This window comes from Streptomyces sp. SLBN-8D4 (assembly GCF_049739545.1).
Taxonomy (GTDB): domain Bacteria; phylum Actinomycetota; class Actinomycetes; order Streptomycetales; family Streptomycetaceae; genus Streptomyces; species Streptomyces canus_C.
The window spans coordinates 9,503,024-9,521,183 of record NZ_JBMGQC010000001.1 but is presented as its reverse complement, the minus strand read 5'-3'; the positions used below and the strand labels follow the sequence as shown (position 1 = coordinate 9,521,183).

The 18,160-nt window shown below is 71.3% G+C and carries 15 protein-coding genes; 7 read left to right on the top strand and 8 right to left on the bottom strand.

Translation table 11 applies throughout. The features are described 5' to 3' along the window. Window positions 1-7 precede the first annotated feature (7 nt). Window positions 8-442: a VOC family protein gene (locus RKD20_RS43200; protein ID WP_424882500.1), complete on the bottom strand. Its 435-nt coding sequence runs from the start codon at window positions 440-442 to the stop codon at window positions 8-10. A 155-nt stretch (window positions 443-597) separates the two neighbouring features. On the opposite strand from RKD20_RS43200, the gene RKD20_RS43195 reads away from it, so the two are divergent. Continuing rightward, window positions 598-1,998 carry an erythromycin esterase family protein gene (locus tag RKD20_RS43195; protein WP_424882499.1) on the top strand — a complete coding sequence of 467 codons (1,401 nt, stop codon included), beginning with the start codon at window positions 598-600 and terminating at the stop codon, window positions 1,996-1,998. A gap of 225 nt (window positions 1,999-2,223) precedes the next feature. Here RKD20_RS43195 and RKD20_RS43190 read toward each other — a convergent pair whose 3' ends face one another. Then, entirely contained in the window at window positions 2,224-3,153 is a 930-nt protein-coding gene (locus RKD20_RS43190) for a LysR family transcriptional regulator (protein ID WP_424882498.1), read from the bottom strand. Window positions 3,154-3,224: 71 nt separating this feature from the next. Here RKD20_RS43190 and RKD20_RS43185 point away from each other — a divergent pair, with 71 nt between their 5' ends. Genes RKD20_RS43185 through RKD20_RS43175 form a run of 3 tightly spaced genes read left to right on the top strand, consistent with a single transcriptional unit; the run spans window position 3,225 to window position 5,569 of the window. Continuing rightward, the gene (locus tag RKD20_RS43185) at window positions 3,225-4,079 is read left to right on the top strand and encodes an alpha/beta fold hydrolase (RefSeq protein ID WP_424882497.1); all 855 of its coding nucleotides are present in this window, start codon (window positions 3,225-3,227) and stop codon (window positions 4,077-4,079) included. Continuing rightward, complete coding sequence (locus RKD20_RS43180; RefSeq protein ID WP_424882496.1) at window positions 4,076-4,786, top strand: LLM class flavin-dependent oxidoreductase; 711 nt, start codon at window positions 4,076-4,078, stop codon at window positions 4,784-4,786. The genes RKD20_RS43185 and RKD20_RS43180 overlap by 4 nt, the downstream gene beginning before the upstream one ends. Before the next feature lie 12 nt (window positions 4,787-4,798). Further along, window positions 4,799-5,569, top strand: coding sequence for a class I SAM-dependent methyltransferase (locus RKD20_RS43175; protein ID WP_424882495.1), 771 nt, complete (start codon window positions 4,799-4,801; stop codon window positions 5,567-5,569). 32 nt (window positions 5,570-5,601) lie between these two features. On the opposite strand, the gene RKD20_RS43170 is transcribed toward RKD20_RS43175, so the two are convergent. From RKD20_RS43170 to RKD20_RS43160, 3 genes are all read right to left on the bottom strand, one after another. Next, window positions 5,602-6,243, bottom strand: a complete 642-nt coding sequence (locus RKD20_RS43170) for an ATP-binding protein (RefSeq protein ID WP_424882494.1) — start codon at window positions 6,241-6,243, stop codon at window positions 5,602-5,604. Between the two features lie 147 nt (window positions 6,244-6,390). Then, complete coding sequence (locus tag RKD20_RS43165) at window positions 6,391-7,092, bottom strand: GAF and ANTAR domain-containing protein (RefSeq protein WP_424883458.1); 702 nt, start codon at window positions 7,090-7,092, stop codon at window positions 6,391-6,393. A gap of 301 nt (window positions 7,093-7,393) precedes the next feature. Continuing rightward, window positions 7,394-8,389, bottom strand: a complete 996-nt coding sequence (locus tag RKD20_RS43160; protein WP_424883457.1) for a zinc-binding dehydrogenase — start codon at window positions 8,387-8,389, stop codon at window positions 7,394-7,396. A 233-nt stretch (window positions 8,390-8,622) separates the two neighbouring features. On the opposite strand from RKD20_RS43160, the gene RKD20_RS43155 reads away from it, so the two are divergent. Next, complete coding sequence (locus tag RKD20_RS43155; RefSeq protein WP_424882493.1) at window positions 8,623-10,380, top strand: protein kinase domain-containing protein; 1,758 nt, start codon at window positions 8,623-8,625, stop codon at window positions 10,378-10,380. A gap of 31 nt (window positions 10,381-10,411) precedes the next feature. Here the strand turns inward: RKD20_RS43155 and RKD20_RS43150 are convergent, their stop codons facing one another. From RKD20_RS43150 to RKD20_RS43140, 3 genes are all read right to left on the bottom strand, one after another. Next, the gene (locus RKD20_RS43150; protein WP_424882492.1) at window positions 10,412-11,464 is read right to left on the bottom strand and encodes an FG-GAP repeat protein; all 1,053 of its coding nucleotides are present in this window, start codon (window positions 11,462-11,464) and stop codon (window positions 10,412-10,414) included. 357 nt (window positions 11,465-11,821) lie between these two features. Then, window positions 11,822-13,720 (bottom strand): glycoside hydrolase family 97 catalytic domain-containing protein, encoded by a 1,899-nt coding sequence (locus RKD20_RS43145; protein WP_424882491.1) that lies wholly within the window; start codon window positions 13,718-13,720, stop codon window positions 11,822-11,824. Between the two features lie 35 nt (window positions 13,721-13,755). After that, entirely contained in the window at window positions 13,756-16,065 is a 2,310-nt protein-coding gene (locus RKD20_RS43140; protein WP_424882490.1) for a glycosyl hydrolase family 95 catalytic domain-containing protein, read from the bottom strand. 291 nt (window positions 16,066-16,356) lie between these two features. Between RKD20_RS43140 and RKD20_RS43135 the strand changes: the two genes are divergently transcribed. Together RKD20_RS43135 and RKD20_RS43130 are read left to right on the top strand one after the other, a co-directional pair. After that, window positions 16,357-17,544: an acyl-CoA dehydrogenase family protein gene (locus RKD20_RS43135; protein ID WP_424882489.1), complete on the top strand. Its 1,188-nt coding sequence runs from the start codon at window positions 16,357-16,359 to the stop codon at window positions 17,542-17,544. Between the two features lie 150 nt (window positions 17,545-17,694). Further along, window positions 17,695-18,147 (top strand): DUF5707 domain-containing protein, encoded by a 453-nt coding sequence (locus tag RKD20_RS43130; RefSeq protein ID WP_424882488.1) that lies wholly within the window; start codon window positions 17,695-17,697, stop codon window positions 18,145-18,147. Window positions 18,148-18,160: the final 13 nt, after the last annotated feature.

The window sequence follows — 18,160 nt, the reverse complement described above, 5'->3', positions numbered from 1 at the left end:
GGCAGGCTCAGTCGAGACAGAACTCGTTGCCCTCGATGTCCCGCATCACGATGCACGACTCGTTGTCGTCATCGGCCGGCAGCAGTCGCTCGCGTACCGCGCCGAGCGCGACCAGGCGTGCGCATTCGGCCTCCAGCGTGGCCAGTCGCTCCTCACCCACGAGCCCGGTGGCCACCCGCACGTCGAGATGCACCCGGTTCTTGACGACCTTGCCCTCGGGGACGCGCTGAAAGAACAGCCGCGGGCCGACACCCGAGGGATCGACGCACGCGAACCATGCGCCCTGGTCCCCAGGAGGCAGGGAGCGGTCGAATTCCGCCCACGTGGTGAACCCCTCGGGCGGCGGCGGTACGACGTATCCCAGCACCTCGCACCAGAAGCGAGCGACGCGCTCGGGTTCCGCGCAGTCGAAGGTGACTTGGAACTTCTTGATCGTGGGCATCGGCGCACCCTAGCAGGGGCCCCGCCGGTCCTGAGAAGGACTGGACCCCGGACAGGCCGGCGCCCGGGTGGCGGACCTCGGTAGTGCCTGCGGTACCCGCAGGTGGGCAGCGTACGGGCTCGTGACACACCCTGTGCGCACGGAAATCTACAACCATGACGCGACACAAGGCAGTAGTCATCTCCTCGGTCCTCCTCTCCCTCGGCGCGTTGGCGGTCGCCACTCCGGCCGTCGGCGACACGCGGCAGGAGTCCGCCGCGGTCCAGGTCCCCGTCTCGGAGGCATCGGTCTCAGCGCAACCCGCGGAACCTGTCGTCGCTGCCGTCGAGCGCAGTGCTCACACGCTGAGCAGCACCGATCCCGAGGGCAGCCTTCGGGACCTCCGGGCGCTGGGCCCTATGGTCCGGCGCGCCGACGTGGTGGGGCTGGGCGAGGCCACCCATGGTTCGCGGGACTTCTTCCGCATGAAGCACCGGGTCTTCCGCTATCTGGTCGAGGAGAAGGGCTTTCGGTCCTTCGCCCTGGAGCTTCCCTGGAGCAGCGGGGTGCGGCTCAACGAGTACGTGCAGGACGGGAAGGGCGACCTGAAGGACATCGCGCACGAGGAGTTCCAGGGCTCGTACCGGATCTGGAACAACCAGGACTACCTCGACCTCATCGAGTGGATGCGCGCCTACAACCTTCGCCATCCGGACGACCCGGTGCAGTTCATGGGCGACGACATGGGTTACGCGGGGCCCGAGTCGTACGAGCGCGTGACCGACTATGTGGCGCGCAGGTACCCGCAGTTGCTGGGCCTCGTCACCGAGCTGTACCGCGGCCTGGCGCCGGCCACCGACGCCGGCACCTACGGCGAGGAGTACTTCAAGCTGCCGCTCGCCGAGCGCCGGGAGCGGGCGGAGCGGACCGGGAAGGTGTACGAGCTCCTGCGGAGGCAGCACCCCGCCGCCCGTAGCGACCACCGGGCCCACCTGTGGATGGTGCAGCACGCCAGGGCGATCCATCAGATGGCCAGGGGGATGGCCTTCGACTTCGACGACGAGGCCCAGGTGGCGGAGATGATGAAACTCCGTGACCAGGTCATGGCCGAGAACGTGGCGTGGTGGCACAGGCACACCGGCGACCGGGTCCTGCTGTCGGCCCACAACACCCACGTGTCCTACGACTCGTTCGACGCGCGGTATCCCAAGACCCAAGGTGCCTTCCTGCGCGATGCGTTGGGCGCGGACTACGTCAGCATCGGCTTCACCTTCTACAAGGGCGCCTTCAAGGCGTTCGGCACCGAGGACAACGTGATGCGCACCTACCGGGTGGGGGCCGCGAAGCCGGGCTCCAACGAGCACACCCTGGACCAGGCCCGCCAGGACGACTACTTCCTCGACCTGCGCACGGCTCCCGCTCCCGCGCGTGCCTGGCTGGACAAGGAGCGCGCCACCTGGAACATCGGGGCCGGGTGGCCCGACCCGGTGCGGTACACGACGGCCCTCGGCCGGGCGCACGACATCCTCATCCACCTGCACGACGTCGAAGCGGCCAGGTATCTGGGAACCCCCTGAGCGCACGGGGGTCCCTATGATCCGCGGGGGCGACCCCTGATCCGCGGACTCCCGCAGACCGCCCGGCCCGGCCGCCCTGGCTCGCCGCCCGGGTGGTGCGCTTTGCGAAACAGGATCCGCCGGGCGGAGGGGCTCGTTCCATACGTCGACGGCCCACTGCGCCTCGCCCCGGTGCGGCGCGGCGGGCGACGGCTCCTGGTCGCGATCGCCGCCAACCACCTTGCCTCAGGCAGTGGGTGGCGGCGGCGCCAGTGCGGCCGCGACCTCCACGGCGACCTCGACGGCACGGGCGGCGAGTGGGGAGTGGACGCGTCCGGCCTGCCAGTGCAGGTAGATCTCCCGGGGCGGCAGGGAGGGCCGTAGCTCGTGGATGCGGAGCCTGTCGTCGGAGGGGACGTCGGCACCGCGGACGGCGAGCCAGGGCAGCAGCGCCGAGCCCAGGCCGGCTCGCACCATCGACAACAGGGTGTCGTTGACGGCGCTGCGGAACACGATCTGCGGACGGGCGCCGCTCCGGGCGAGTGCCTGCTCCACCAGCGGCTGGTCGCAGGTCAGCGGCCAGGCCACCATCGGTGCGCCGTCGAGCCGGTCCAGCGACACCGGACCGTCGGGGAAGGTCCCGGCGCCCGCCACCAGCAGATACGGATCGTCGAGCAGCTTGCGGTGCTCGACGTCGCCGTCGATGCGGCCGTCGTAGAAGAGCAGGTCGAGGTCACCGATCCGGGGCTGCTCCGGCTCCTCCTCGGACAGCCTGATGTCGCAGCCGGGGTGCTCGGCGCGCAGTCGGCGTACGACCGACGGCAGGATCACGCTGGACACGCTCTGGAAGGTGCCGATGTCGATGCGGCCGTCGCCCGCCTGGAACCGGTGCACGGCGTTGGTCAGTGCCTCCGCCCTCGCCAGCAGGCCGCGGCCGTGGTCCAGGACCACGGAGCCCAGGGGGGTGAGCCGGACCCGCTTGGGGCCGCCCGGGCGATCGAACACCGGACCGCCGACGGCCCGCTCCAGCGCGGCGATCTGTTGGCTCACCGTCGACTGGGTGTACCCCAGACGGACGGCTGCCCGGCCGAACGAACCTTCCTCGACGACGGCGGCCATCGCCGCCAGGTGGCGCAACTCGACGGTGCTCACGCGTCCCAGCGTACTGAAGTACATCGCTATAAGCGATCGAGTCGATCGGGCTTCATCGCTTTTCACAATGGAGTCGTGCGCTCTAGCGTCAGGACATGACCTCACCTCACTCGCACGGCGAGCAACTCCTCGGCATCAACGGCGTCGAACTGTGCACCGAGACCTTCGGAGACCGCGCGGACCCGGCGATCGTGCTGGTCGCCGGGGCGGCCGCCTCGATGCTGTGGTGGGACGCCGACCTGTGTGAACAGCTCGCCGCCCGCGGCCGGTTCGTGGTCCGGTACGACCACCGGGACACCGGTCGCTCGACCTGTTGCCCGCCGGGACGACCGGCCTACACGTACCCGGATCTGGTCCTCGATGTGCTCGGTGTCCAGGACGCCTTGGGCATCGAGACGGCCCATGTGGTCTGTCAGTCGATGTTCGGCGGGGTCGGACTCGTCCTCGGCGTGGACCACCCCGACCGGGTCGCGTCGCTGACGTTCGTCTCGACCTCGACCGGTGCCGACGATCTGCCACCGCCTTCGAGTGACCTTGCCATGCCGGCCGAGCCGGACCTCTCCGACGAGGCCGCGGTCGTCGACTACGTGGTCGAGGGCGCGAGGGCGTACGCCGGTGGCTCGCCGTACTTCGACGAGACCGTGATCCGGGCATTGGTCGCTCGTGACGTGGCGCGCGCCAGGAACTACTCGTCGACCCTGGTCAACCACTTCGCCATCGAGCCCGAAGGGCCGACACGTGGTGGCTTCGGCGACATCGTGGCGCCGACGCTCGTGGTCCACGGCGACCGCGACCCGCTGTTGCCGCTGCCGCACGGCGAGGCGCTGCGTGACGCGATCCCGGGGGCGGAGCTGCTGGTCCTCAAGGGGGCCGGGCATGATCTGCCGCGTCCGGTGTGGGAGGACTTCGTGTCGGCGCTGGTGGGGCACACGGCCGTAGGTGGCTCGTGAACCGGCTGCGGTCGGCGCTCTGGCCGCCCCTCTTCGACGGCCTCGCCGACCCGCTCGCGGGCGTCCGCATCGCCGCCGACGCGGAGGAAGCGGGCTGGGACGGCTGCTTCGTGCGGGATCAGCTGTGCCGGCGGGAGCCGGTCCGGCAGGTCGCCGACCCGTGGATCGCGCCGGCGGCGAGCGCGACCGTGATCGAGCGGATCCGGCCCGGCCCGATGGTGACGGCGCTTCCCCGCCGGCGGCCGGCCGAGGTCGCGCGCGAGAGCGCGACACTCGATCGGCTCAGCGAGGGCCGTCTCACTCTCGCCGTGTGCCTCGGCGGCGACCGGTTCGCGGGCGAGCTGTCCAGGACCGGCGAGGAGCTCGACGCCCGGCGGCGCGGGCGGATGCTCGACCAGTCCTTGGGTGTCCTGGCCGCCGTCTGGTCCGGCGAGCCGGTACGCCACCGCGGCGAGCACTGCACCTTCGACGACATCGCGTTCGTGCAGCGACCGGGCGTGCCCGCGTGGGCCGCCGGAATGCCGGTCAACGCCAAGCCGATCCGCCGATCCGGAGCACGCAGACCAGCTCGCCGAGGTCGTCGGCTCGCTCACCGAACTGCGCCAGGGCCGGATGGCCTCGTACGACATCGCCATAGGGTTGCCCCTGAATGTCGACCCCGAACCGACACCGCGCGGAGGGTACTCCGCGACGGCCCCGCGGCTTGAGGAGGCCTTCCCGTGTTCGACTACGACTCCGAGCTCGGCCGGTATCACGAGCGACTGCTGGAAGCCCTGGGCGTCCGCCCCGGTGATCGTGTCCTGGACATCGGCTGCGGCACCGGCCGGACCACCCGGGACGCGGCCCGGGCGGCGTCGCCGGGCACCGCGCTCGGCATCGACGTCTCGGGGCCGATGCTGGCGCGGGCCCGCCGTGCGACGGCGGCGGAAGGACTCCGCCATGTCCACTTCGCGCAGGGCGACGCCGAGGACCACGCGTTCCCGCCGGAGTACTTCACCTTGGCCGTGAGTCGCTTCGGGACGATGTTCTTCTCCGACCCCGTCGCCGCGTTCGCCAACATCGGGCGGGCCCTGCGTCCCGGTGCGCGCTTCGTGCAGCTGGTCTGGCAGGCCGCCGAACGTCAGGAGTGGCACACCGCGATCCGGGCGGCGCTCTCTCGTGGCCCGGCGTCGTCGGCGTCCGCCCCGGCGGCCCCCGACCCCTTCACGCTGGCCGATCCGCAGATCACGACCGGCATCCTGACCGCGGCGGGGTTCACCGCGGTGGACGTCGTCGACGTACGCGAGCCCGTCCGTTACGGCCCGGACGCCGAGGGCGCGCTGGCCGCCGTACTCCAGCTGCGCATGGCGAAGGAATGGGTCACCGGTCTCGATGCCGCGAGCGCCGAGCGCGCCCTCGACCGGTTGCGCGCGGCTCTCGACGCGCACGACACCGGCGACGGCGTGTGGTTCGACTCCCGCGCCTGGCTGGTCGTCGCGCGCCGGAGTTGACCTTCGGGGCGGAACCGCCGCCTTGGCGTGCGCTACAGGGGTGGGCCGACCGATGAGCGGTGTGCGGTGACCGTGCTGTCGCCGCCGGATCGCGTGCTCCGTCGTCCCCGTGGGTCGACCGGGCCGTGGATGACGCCGTGCGGACCCTTACCGAGGGAGTCGGCGATCCCCCTTTCGTCGGGCCGTGTCCGGTCGACGGACTCCCCGCGGCCGGTGTCGTCACTCGCGACGAGCCGCAAATGAGCGGTGATCTGCTTGCCCCTGCCGCGCGGGGTGACGACGACTCTGTCACTGACCGAGTGCACCAGGTACAGACCGTGACCGCCGACACGGCGGCGGTCGGGCGGCTGGACCACCGGCACGTCGGGCGAGGTGTCGTGCATGCTGATCGACAGCTCTGTGCCGGTCAGCCGCAGTGTCAGGGCGCAGGGGCCGGGAGCATGCCGCAGAACGTTCGAGATGAGTTCGCTGACGACCAGTTCGGCGTCCGTGACCCGGGACGCCTGGACGGCGGGGCGGTCGCAGCGGGTAGCGTGGGCGAGGACGGCACGCACATCCCGCCGCGCCTCTGCGGCGTGGGCCATGCCGGGGCCCCAGGCCGCGGCATAGCACAGTTCCGCATGATCGTCCCTGCCCACCTCGTCTGCCGCCTGCTTCATAAGCGGGATGACCATGTGGAGCTCTTTCGTCGCTTTCACCACTCGTGGCTGCTTGCCGCTCCAGCGGCTACCCGGGCGCAGGGCTTCTACGCAGACCGTGCGTGGGCGGTCGGCAGATCGCGTCTGCGGGACGGGTGACGCGCCGAGCCGGACGGCGTGTTGTCAGGCCTGGCCGGCGCGGTCCGCGCGGACCCGCTGGGCGACGTCGCGCAGCTTGATGTTGTGCTGCTGCGAGATGCAGCGCAGCACGCTGAAGGCGTCGTCCTCGCTCAGCTTGTGCCGTTCCATCAGGATGCCCATGGCCTCGCCGATGGCATGGCGGGTCTTCATGGCGTCCTCGAGCTGGTCGATGGCGCGGGCGTCGGCCAGGGCGACGGCGGCGTGCGAGGCCAGCATCCAGCCGGCGGTCTCGATGTCCTTGCCGAAGGCTCCGGGGCGGCGGGAGTAGAGGTTCAGCGCGCCGAAGTCCTCGTCGTGGGTGTAGAGCAGGACCCCGGTCATACTGCCGATCCCCAGGTCGCGAGCCGCCTCGGCGAACCGCGGCCAGTCCGGCTGCGGCTGGGTGATGTCCGCGATCCGGAACACGCGCTCGCCGTTACCGCCCTTGGCGCGGGCGGCCAGATCGAAGCACGGGCCCTCTGCCAGCTCGCCCTGCAGCCGGTCGGACGACTCCACCACGTCGCCGCACGAGGACAACGTCACCGCCCGGCCCTTGCGGACCGCCAGGACCCCGGCCGCGTCACAGCCCTCCACGAGCTGCACCGCCGACGCCGCGATCTCGTCCAGCGTGCCCTGCACCGTCTCCTGCGCGAGCAACTTCCGCGCGAGCTGGGCCATCGCCTCGGCGAACTCCCGCCATTCCACCGCCACCACCCACCTCCACCGGTTCGGCCACCCTACCGCCGACCCGCTCTCCGTCTCGCACCGAGCCGCCGCAGCACGGTTCACACCGTCAGGGCTGCGGAGAAGGGTGGACCTCACCTGAACGCGGCCTCCCCGGCTCGTTGGCTGAACCGGAGAAGCCTGGCCGGTGCGGCCCCCATGGGTACGCCGCCACGCCCGGCCTGCCCTTCAAGTCCCCACCTCTGCCCGCGCTACTCCTGCGCAGCCGGCGCCGGAAGAGGCGGGGGCCTGAGCCGTACGGGAGCCGGCAGGTCGCCGGCCCTCATGAACGTTCCTCGTGCCGGACCCGGACGACGAGCTTGCCGGTGGCGCGGTCGTGTTCCATGTCGTCGTGGGCCTGCGGCACCTGGTCCAGGCCGTCGTAGACCCGGTCCACGGGAAAGGCCAGCCGGCCGGCGGCGACCGCGTCCAGGATCTCCTGGAAGGCATCCCGCGGCAGGTCGGACGCGTCGCCGAAGTAACCCGCGAGGCGTACGCCCCTCGGCAGGTACTCGTTCGGGGAGAAGTCCCGCACCGTCCACTGGTTGGAGAGGCTGCCGCCGAAGCAGCCCGTGCCGTGCACGCGTACCGCGCGCAGGGTGTCGGGCAGGGTCGGCGTGCCGACGAGGTCGAGGGCGGCGTCGACGCCGTCCGGGTACAGCTCGCGCACGGCGGGCGCGAGCTCGCCGGTGTCGAGCAGCGGGTGGTCGACGCCGTGCTCCGCCAGCAGGGCCAGGCGGTCGGCCCGCCGGGTGGAGGACAGCACCGTGGCGCCACGCCAGGTCGCCAGCGCGGCGGCTGCCAGGCCGACCGAGGAGGTGCCGCCGCGGATCAGCAGGGACTGGCCGGGCTTCAGGTCCAGGCCGACGGTGAGGGAGCCGTAGGCGGTCTGCACCATCTCCGGCAGGGCGCCCAGCACCTCCCAGGGCAGGTTCGTGTCGACGGGGATGACCTGGGACAGCGGCACCGAGGTGTACTCGGCGTAGCCGCCGTCGTAGGTGCGCCCCATGTCCCCCATCATCGCGACGACCTTCTGCCCGGGAGCCAGCCCGCTGCCGGCCGGGGCCGCGTCGACGATGCCTGCCGCCTCGATGCCGGGTACCCGGGGAAAGCTGACGCCCTCGCTCACACCCAGGCGGAGCTTCAGCTCCGAGCGGTTCAGGCCGAACGCCTCGACGCGGATGCGCACCCAGCCGTCCCTCTCGGGCGGGAGCGGCAGGATGGTCGGCCGCAGGTTGTCCACGGGGCCGGGAGCGGAGAGCCGGACGGCGCGCATCATGCGTGGCGAGGACGTCATGAGCCTGCTTTCTACCCGGTGACAGGAGAGTCGGTCGGCGGTGGACAACACGTTGCCGTTGCGGGTTCATTCCCAACGCGTCCGGACGATCACTCGTTCGAAAGCGACCCGCGTGACGGAGGTGACCGATTTCCTGAACACATGCGCGAGCTGAGCTACGCTCGTCTCCCGCCGGGGGGAACTGGCGTGCATCGAATGTGACTTCGGGGGATTTCTTGGCGGGACAGCGGCCGGCGTCGGCGGACGACGCGGCTGCCGCGCTGCGGCAGACCGGTGCCTTACCCCTGCGGCTCGGCGACCCGGGGCGCGTCGGCCCCTACGCGCCGGTGGCGCTGCTCGGCAGTGGCGGCATGGGAAGGGTCTTTCTGGCGCGTCCCGTGGACGACAGCCCGGGTCTGGTCGCGGTGAAGGTGATCAGGCCGGAGTACGCGGAGGATCCCAGGTTCCGGCGCCGCTTCGAGCGCGAGGCCGCCGTACACGCCCGACTTCGCACCCCGCACGCACCCCGACTGTGCGGCACGGGCTTCGAGGACGAGCTGCTGTGGATGGCCACGGAGTACCTCCCGGGCTTCGATCTCGCGGAAGCCGTCAAGGAGTACGGCGCCCTGGAGACGACCGCGGTGTGGCGGCTGGCGGCGGAGCTCGGGCAGGCACTCGCGGCCCTCGCCGTCGAGGAGATCGTGCACCGGGACCTGAAGCCGTCCAACGTGCTGCTGTCCGTCCGCGGCGCGCACGTGATCGACTTCGGGATCTCGAAGGCCGCGGACGCGAGTGCGATCACCGGCACGGGCAACCGGGTGGGGACCCCGGCCTACATGTCCCCCGAGCATCTGAGGGAGGGCCGGTCCGACACCGCCTCGGACGTGTTCTCGCTGGCCGGGACACTGGTCTACGCGGCGACGGGCCGTGCGCCGTTCGGCGACGGCACCGGGGTCGACGTGATGCACCGGGTGGCGTACGAGAACCCCAACCCCGAGGTCGTCGGCGAGATCTCGGCGGCGGACGAGGAGCTCGGTGCCCTGCTGACCGCCTGTCTGGACAAGGACCCCGCGCGGCGGCCCACCCCGCAGGAGTTGGTCGACGCCGCCCGGGTACGCCCGGTGACCGCCCCCTGGCCGGACCCCCTGGGCGGCAAGGTGCTCGCCCGACAGCGGGCGTACGAGGCGCTGCACCGTCTGCCCGTCGCGGACCTGAGCCGTTTGCGGTCTGCGGGCGACCTGCCGCTGCCCCTGTCCGCGCGTCTTCCCCGACCTGCTCCCCTGCCCGCCGCTCCCGATGCGCCGCCGCCCGTGAAGGCTGAGAACGCCCCTCCCCCGCCGGGCCGGTCCGGGGACCCGGCCCGGCATCGCAGGAAGGCGTTACTGGTCGTCGCCGCGGTTCTCACGATCTGTGTCGTGGCCGCGGTGGCGTTGCTGCTCGTCCGTCAGGACCCCCCTGCCGTCGCCTCTCCGAAAGCCGGCGCCACCAGTGCGGACGGCACCGGCCCCCGTGGCACCTCCCACGGCTCGGTGTCCCCGCGCGTCGGCGGACTGAGCCGCCCGGACGTCGACGGCGCCGCGGTGGAGGACCGCGACCCGACGGCGGGAACCGCCTCGGCGAAGCCCCAGGCCTCGGGCTCCGCAGGCGACCGGGGCGGCGACTCCTCGCCCCCCGGTCAGGCTCCGTCCACCACGCCGTCCGCCACCTCGTCCGCCGGCGCCCCCTCCGCCGGGACCGACACCGCTCCCTGGCTCTCGGAGTGCACGTACTACGGCGGCAACGGAAGCACTCGCCTCGGCGACAGCGGCAAACGCGTCCGGCAGGTGCAGTGCATGCTGACAGAGCGCGGATACAGCGTGGGAAGCACCGGCGTGGACGGGGAGTTCGGGTCCGGCACGGAGACCGCGGTCCGGGCCTTCCAGGACGAGCGGGGCCTTGACGCCGACGGCGTCGTGCGGCACGACACCTGGGTCGCGCTGCGCAGCGCCGAGTGAAGGCCCCCGCCCCGCGAGGGATGTGCCCCGCTCACTCGTCGATCACGGCGCCGAAGCGGGCGCCGTGGCCGCTGCCGCCGAGAGCGGCGGCACCGTAGGAGCGGGACCCGTCGGCGAGCAGACCGTCGCCGCTCGCGGGCAGCAGCCACACGGCGCCGTCACCGGCGTTCTCGTCGGGCGCCGCCGCCACCAGCTCGGCCCGGCCGTCGCCGTCGGTGTCCACGAGGCGCACCTGGGCGCCCCAGCCGTCACCGGCCTCGGCGGCACCGGGGATGCCCGGGGTGTTCTGGTCTAAGGACTGGGAGCCGGTGCCGGTCACGCCCTCCTGGGAGCCGCGCAGCAACCACACCGCGCCCGCCCCCTGTTCGCCGTCCGCGTCCTCGCCGGGCGCGCCGACCGCCACGTCGGCGAAGCCGTCACCGTCGACGTCGGCGACGGACAGGTCGTTGCCCCAGGCGTCGTGCTGCTCCCCCGCTCCGGGCACGCCCGGGGAGTTCTGCGACCACCACTGCGGGGCCGTGCCGGGGCCCTCCGTACCGGCGGGCCCCTCCCCGTCGCCGTAGTAGACGCCGACCAGGCCGCCGGGCGCGTCCGCGTCACCGGCCGTGTCGTCCACGCCGCTGAGCTGGCCGACGACGAGGTCGTCGTAACCATCTCCGTTGATGTCACCGGAGGCGGTGCCCAGGCCGCCGTGCAGGTCGTGCCGGTAACTCAGTCCCTCGACGCCACCCGCGTAGTAGGCGGACCAGCCCTTGGCGTAGTCGTCGTCGGGGCTGTAACCCGAGACCACGAGGTCGGCGAAGCCGTCACGGTCGTAGTCGCCGGTGGTCAGGTAGGCGCCCTGGAGGGTGTGGCCGGTGGCGTGCGGGGTGCCGACCTGGCGCAGGACACCCGCGTGGTAGGTGAAGACGTGCAGGCCCACCTTCTGGTCCAGGACGACGAGTTGGTCGCCGACGATGTCCCCCGTGAACCGGGCGGCGGCCGCCGCGTGGCCGAACCGGGCGCCCTCGGCGGGCTTGGCGGCGGTGAAGGTCGCGGTGCGCTGGGTGTCGAGGCCGTGCGCGGATCCGTAGACGACGGTCACCCGGCCCGCGTCCTCGAGAGTGCCCTCGTCCTCGCCGGGCGCGCCGATGACGGCGTCGCGAAGCCGTCACCGTCCAGGTCGCCGGTCGCGACGGCCTGTCCGAAGCGGTCACCGGTCCCGGAGGTGCCGGGCACGCCCTTGGTCGACTGTGCCGCAGCAGCGTGGCGACGGTCATCCCGGCCGGGCCCGCACCGATCACCACGACGGTCGTGGACTCGGGAGCGTCCTGCAACTCACTTGCCTGTACGGCCACTTGGGCACCTCCGGCGCCAGCCTGGCGAGGCCCGGCGCGCGCCCAGCCGGATTCGATCAGCAGCGTCCTCGCTGATCGAATCCGGCTCCCGGAACGGGGTGCGCTCAGCGGTGGCAGGTGGTGATACCCGGTCGCCAGGGGCAGGCGAGCCCGGCGAAGCCGCCGTTGGCCACGACGTCGACGGCGAGCGTGTCGCCGCCCCGCAGCACCCGCCGGTCCTGGACGAGACCGTCGGCCCCGTCCCGGATCGTCTCCACCAGCCACCGGCCCGGACCGAGGGACAGCGGTACCTCGGCCGTGCGTGCGGCACCTGCGTAGATCCCGCCCAGGAACCAGCGCGCTCCGCTGCGGCGGGCCAGCACGGCCTCCTGACCGGGTGCGCCCGCCAGGAGTCGGGTGTCGTCCCAGGCCGCGGGGATCTGGTCGAAGTAGGCCCGGGCGAGCGGCCTGGCCTCGTACGACTCCGGGGTGCCCGCCAGCATCTGCAGCCCCGACTCGTAGGCGACGGCGAGGCCGACCTCGGCCGCGTCCGAGTTGGGCCGCAGGCCCACGCGCTGGAAGGCGCCCGGTGTGAAGTCCATGGAGCCGATGACATTGCGGGTGAAGGGCAGCGTGGTGAGGTGGGCGGCGGTGTTGGTGCGCTTCTCCTCGCCCGCGACGCCTTCCAGGGTCATGACCTGCGGCCAGGTGCGCTGGATGCCCTTGGGGATCGTGGAGCCGTGGAAGTCGACCATGAGGTGGTGGGCGGCCGTCTCCGCGAGGATGGTGTCGTACCACTGGAGCATGGGCTGGGCCTCGGAGTTCATGAAGTCGATCTTGACTCCCTTCACGCCCCACTTCTCCAGGGTCGGCAGCCACTGGGCCCGCTCGGCGGGGGTGTCGAGGTCGCGCTGGTGGATCCAGACGATGATGCCGACGCCCTTGGCGCTGGCGTACCGGGCGAGTTCCGGCATCCAGCTGTCGGTCTGCCAGTCGGGGTCGGTTACGTCCCACTCCCCGGGCCGGTAGTACCAGCCGGCGTCAACTGCCTCGTAGGGCCAGTGGCGTTCGGCCGCGTAGTCGACGTAGGCCTTCTGCGCGGCGAGACTCTGACCCGCCTCCCGGCCGCCGGCGAGCCACGTCCACAGGACGGTACCGGGACGGATCCAGGAGCTGTCGCGGACCTTGGACGCGGGAGCGAGGTCGTCCGTGAAGGTGGAGCGGGTGACGGTGGCGAGGTCGCCGGTGACCATGGCCCGCCAGGGGGTGGTGAGGGGTCCGTCGCTCCGCACCCGCTCGTCGGCGAGTTCGACGCGGTAGGTTCCGGTGCCCTGGGTGTGGGCGAGGCGGGCGCCGGAGTAGGCGCCGGTGAGGTCGGACTCGGCGAGCAGGGCGTAGCCGCCGTCGGTCGAGAACAGGGCTTGGTCGGAGTACGCGCCGGTGGGTGCACTGGCGGCGGTGTACTGCGCGAACTGGCCCTCGTTGTCGACCCGGTAGGTGCCGAGCCATGCCTTCGCGTCAGCGGGGAGGTTGAAGGCGGACGCCTCGCCGAGGACGTCACCGGCTCCGGCGGGCAGGACGTAGCGGTAGGCGATGCCGTCCGCGGAGGCACGCACGACGAGGTCGAGACGGGCACCCGCGGCAGTGGCGAAGGACAGGCGGGTCTCGTTCATACGGACCCGGCGGTCCAGCCGTTTGCCGGACTTGGTGCGGTAACGCTCCTCCACCGTACGGTCCTTGCGGTGCAGGAAGCGCAAGTCCTCGGACAGGTCGGCCTGTTCGGTGACGAGGCCGACGGGTGACGGTTCGATGACCGTACGGCCCTCCCGGGACACCGCGAGGCTCAGCGTGCCAACGGTGTCGTCGAGCGTGATCTGTGCGCGCGGGGCGCGTACTCCCCCGGACAGGGACCAGGACTGGCCGTGCCGGTCGTGCTGTTCTGCTTGTGCGGGTGCTGTGGTGAGGAGTGCGGCCGCCAGCGAGGCGCAGAGTGCGGTGACCGCTGTTCTGATCGGAACTGCCATCAATGTCCTCCGAGTTGTGTTGCCTGTGCCGACCTTTACGGCAGTCCCCACGCCGGTCCCGGCTCGCTGACGGCGACGGGCGCGATGCTCAGGTCGGGACGGGAGCCGGTGTGGACGAGCACCTCGCGGCCGCGGGGCAGGTCGATGCCGAGGACGCCGTCACCGAGGTCGTGGGTGCGGGCCGCCGTGCCGTCCTCCAGTACCGCGGTGAGGCGGCCGGTGAGGCCGTGCCGGAGCTTGAGGGGTTCGCCCGCCAGGCTCTTGACCCTGATGAAGCGGGTGACTCCCGCCTTGCGGACGGCGCTGACCAGAAAGGCGCCCTGGGTGCGGAAGTTGTGCAGGGTGAGGTCCGCCCAGGCGGCCGGGACGGCCGGGAAGACACGGATCATCCCGCCCCAGCTCTGGCAGAACATGTCGTGCAGGGACTGCGAGGCGGACAGCGGGGTCTCGATGACCGGGCCGGCCTCGGTGTAGTGGGTGTTGGCCCGGCAGGGGTAGCGGGTGGTGGGGTCGAAGAACTTGCGGAGGTAGGTGATCGCGGTGTCGCCGTCACCGGTCATGGCGTACATGGAGGCGGCGCCGGTGTAGCTGTAGCCGCGGTGGGCGCCGGTCAGTTCGTGCCAGTGGACGACCGACTTGGTGATGAGGTCCCGGTTCTCGGGCTGGTCCCAGTTGACGAGGTAGAGGGGATAGACCATCAGCAGGTGGGAGTAGTGGCGGTGGGACTGGGCGTAGGGGGTGTCGGCGCCGATCATGAAGCCGTTGGCGTCGACCGGGTACGGCGTGAGCTTGGCCAGCACCTCCTGCCAGCGCGGCTTCAACTCGTCGTCGACACCGAGGCGTTCGGCGGAATCGAGAAGGGTCTGGCAGCCCCAGCGGATCAGGGCCAGGTCGTAGTTGGTGTCCTGCGGCGGGACGACGGGGTACTCGGGCGAGAGGGTGCTGGGCAGGTGGAGCCTGCCGTCGCTGCCCGGGGTGAGGAAGTGCAGGTAGTAGTTGATGGCGCGGCGCAGCACGGGGTAGATCGTGTCGCGCAGCAGGGACTGGTCCATGGAGTGGCGGTAGGACAGCCATACGTTGTGCAGGGCCCAGGTGAGGTCGCCGGTCTCGGCTCCGGTGCCCGGCCGGCCGACGCCGCGGTTGGCGAACATGTCGGAGCTGCGGCCGATGCCCGAGCTGTCGGTGCGGTAGGCGGCCGGCACGTTGGCGATGAGCTGTTCCTGGTTCTGGCGCAGGGTGGTGGCCAGGGAGTCGAGCTCCGGATGGTTGAAGGCGTGGATGAGCCAGTACTCCAGTTGGACGTTGAGGTTCCACCAGACCGCGGGCCAGGGTGTGGGCTCCAGCCAGGGTCCGCAGGTGGCCATGACGGGACCGCCCGCGCGGCTGGCGGAGGCGACCTTGTAGAGCTGGATCCAGTGGAAGCTCTGGAGGCGCTGGTCGGGGAACGACACGAAGCTCTTGCGGTAGAACGCGTGCCACCAGCTGGTATGCCGTTGCCTGAGCGCGTTGTACGACTTCGCGCGGCTCAGGTTGCGCAGCGAGTCGGCCTCCGCGGCGGTGTCGGACGGGTGGCTGTGACCGACGCTGAGCAGCAGGTCGTGGCCGGACCGGCGGTGGGCGGTGGCGGTCTGACCGCCGCCGGTGAGGGGCTGGAGCACCTGTGCGGTGCCGTCCGAGGCGGTGCGGGTGGTCCAGGGCGGGTTGGTGGTGTAGCCGGAGGGCGGTGCCTCGCTGATCTTGCGGGGGCTGATGGCTTCTTCGGGGTGGAAGGTCCAGGTGGCCCGTTCACCGCCGTCGGCTGTGACGCGTACGGCGAGAACCTCGTCGTGGACGAGGGCGGCGAGGGTGAGGGTGCCGGCCGTGGTGGTGACGGTGCCGGTGAGTTCGGCGTTCCACAGGCTCAGCCGCCAGTCGACGGCGGTGATGGTGCCGGCCGGTTCGAGGGTGAGGTGGCCGACGGGGAGGCGGCAGGTGCCCCAGCCGCTGCCGAACTCGGGCCGGTGGTCCTGGACTCGGCCGTGCTGGACGGTGAAGCGGATCCGGTTGGCGCCCGGCTCCTGGTAGATCATGCTGCCGAGTTGGCCGTCGCCGAGGAACGGGCCCTCGTGCCAGAGGGTGGGCAGCCTGGTCCACAGCAGGTCCTGCGCGCGCAGGAACCCCTCCCAGGCGCTGTCGGTGGTCATCGTGTCGCGAAGCTTCCAGGGGCGTCCGGTGCTCCCCTGCGCAGACGTCGGTGCTGCGGCGTGCGCCGTTCCGGGTAACGCGACCGCCGCGGCTCCGCCCAGCGCGGTGCCGAGTACGGCTCTACGGGGCGGCTGCGGGTGTTCCTCCGGCTGTGAGGTCATCGTCGTCCTCCAGGGCGGGTCCTTGATACATCGGGTGTATCGGGAACCTAAGAGAGGCTTGTATACCTGTCAATAACCTCAACACTCCTCGAATTTCTGCAGAGTTAAGCCTCATAAGGGGTCATTGGACTGAGGTCCGCACGTCAGCAGGCCTAGACCATCCTCCTGTGACCCCTCCGATGTATATTGCCTGACCGCATCAAAAGGACGGCCTGAAGGGGGCGTTGACACCCATCGGGTTCGGCGTCACGGTGAGGGTTCTCCCCGCGCATCGGGCTCGGAGGTCTTGTCTTGGCTGGTTCATCCGCACCGAACTCGGACGCCGAACTCGTCGAACGCGTACGGAAACTTCAGCCTCTCATCCGGTCGCACGCCCTGCGCACGGAGCAGGAACGCCGGGTGACCGGCGAGGTCGTCACCGCCCTCACGGACGCCGGGGTCCATCGCATGAACGTCCCCCGCCGGTACGGCGGTTACCAGTCCTCGGCGCGTACGCAGGTCGATGTGCTGAGCGAGGTCTCCGCCGCGTGCGGGTCGACCGGGTTCACGACGCTCATCCAGGCCGGGTGCGCGTTCATCGCGGCGCTCTTCCCGGACGAGGCGCAGGACGAGATCTTCGCCGACCCCTGCGTACGGGTCAGCGGCACCCTCGTCCCGAAGGCGAAGGCCCGTCCGGCGGAGGGGGGTTACGTGGTCGACGGCACCTCCCCGTTCGCGACCGGCTGCCAGGACTCCGACTGGCACCTGCTGACCACGGTCGCGGACTCCGGGGACGGCCGCCCACCGGAGCTGCTGTGGACGGCCGTTCCGATGACCGACCTCGACGTGGTCGACGACTGGCACGTGTCCGGTCTGGCCGGGAGCGGCAGCAACAGTGTCGTGGCCCGTGCCGTCCATGTCCCGGCCCACCGCGCACTGCCTCTGGGGCCGCTGCTGGGCGGCTCCTTCCCCTCTCGGCTCAACAGCGCCGACCCCTTCTACGGCATGCCCGTCCTCCTGCTGTTCTGCGTCTGGACGGCGGCCGGCGCCCTCGGTCCGGCCAGGACCGCGCTGGCCGAGTTCGGCGAGCTCATCCATCAGCGGGGCATCACCTACACGATCTACGAGCGTCAGCACGAAGCCCCCCTGACCCATCTGCAGTTCGCCGAGGCCGCGATGAGGATCTCCTGTGCCGAACTGCTCACCGCCGAGTTCGTCTCGCTGATCGACGCCCGTGCCGCCGACGGCAACCGGTACACGCCGGAGGAACGGGCTCGGATCCGCGCCCAGAGCGGTTACGTGGCGCGGCTGTGCAAGGAGGCCGTTGATCTGATCGGTTCCGCCTCGGGTGCGTCGTCGCTGCGCCTGGAGGTCCCCGTCCAGCGTGCCGTACGGGATCTCAACGCCCTGAATCTGCACTCCTTCGTCAACCCCGCAGCGAATCTGGAGTTGTACGGCAGGGTGTTGTCGGGGTTGGACGCCGGTACGCCGTTCCTCTAGGTGATGCACGTCGGCACCTGCGACTCCCTTTACTCAGGCCGGAGTTGAGTACGTGTGCTCATACCCGGCGCTCGCCGCGCGGGCAGGGTGGGTGCACGGCGCCACCGAGAGCGCCGGTGTGGTCCAACTGAACCTTTCGGGGGAATCCTCATGTCGCGTCGTATCGTTCTGTCGGTGGTCTCCGGTGTCGTCGTGCTCGGTGGTGCGGGTGCCTTCGCCCTCGCCTACGCCGGGGACCAGTCTCCGACGCTGGCGCACAGCACGGCCCGCTACACCGCTCCCGACGGGGACCGCGCCGGCTCGTTGACCTTCACCACCGACGTCACGGAGTCCTCAGGTGTCAAGAGCGTGAAGGTGCTGGCCTGGCCGGCGAACTCGTCCTTCGCCAAGCAGGGGCTGACCACCAAGGACATGGCCGCCGTGGAGTCGGCCGTCTGCAAGCCCTCGGGCGGGGACACCGAGCGATGCACCTACAAGGTCACCGTCACCCGCGCCGATGCCGACGACTCCCCGCAGGGTGCGTGGCACGTCGCCGTCCTGGCCACCGCCAAGGACGGCGACACGACGCTGGACACCAAGGCCGCCGACTTCAAGGTGGGCTGAATCCGCACGGCGG

Bases quoted from the DNA above. Each gene is read 5' to 3' on its own strand.
- RKD20_RS43130 (WP_424882488.1), top strand. From the start codon at position 17,695: ATGTCGCGTCGTATCGTTCTGTCGGTGGTCTCCGGTGTCGTCGTGCTC.
- RKD20_RS43140 (WP_424882490.1), bottom strand. From the start codon at position 16,065: ATGACCTCACAGCCGGAGGAACACCCGCAGCCGCCCCGTAGAGCCGTA.
- RKD20_RS43195 (WP_424882499.1), top strand. From the start codon at position 598: ATGACGCGACACAAGGCAGTAGTCATCTCCTCGGTCCTCCTCTCCCTC.
- RKD20_RS43160 (WP_424883457.1), bottom strand. From the start codon at position 8,389: ATGATGCGCGCCGTCCGGCTCTCCGCTCCCGGCCCCGTGGACAACCTG.
- RKD20_RS43145 (WP_424882491.1), bottom strand. From the start codon at position 13,720: ATGGCAGTTCCGATCAGAACAGCGGTCACCGCACTCTGCGCCTCGCTG.
- RKD20_RS43170 (WP_424882494.1), bottom strand. From the start codon at position 6,243: ATGGTCATCCCGCTTATGAAGCAGGCGGCAGACGAGGTGGGCAGGGAC.
- RKD20_RS43200 (WP_424882500.1), bottom strand. From the start codon at position 442: ATGCCCACGATCAAGAAGTTCCAAGTCACCTTCGACTGCGCGGAACCC.
- RKD20_RS43190 (WP_424882498.1), bottom strand. From the start codon at position 3,153: ATGTACTTCAGTACGCTGGGACGCGTGAGCACCGTCGAGTTGCGCCAC.
- RKD20_RS43185 (WP_424882497.1), top strand. From the start codon at position 3,225: ATGACCTCACCTCACTCGCACGGCGAGCAACTCCTCGGCATCAACGGC.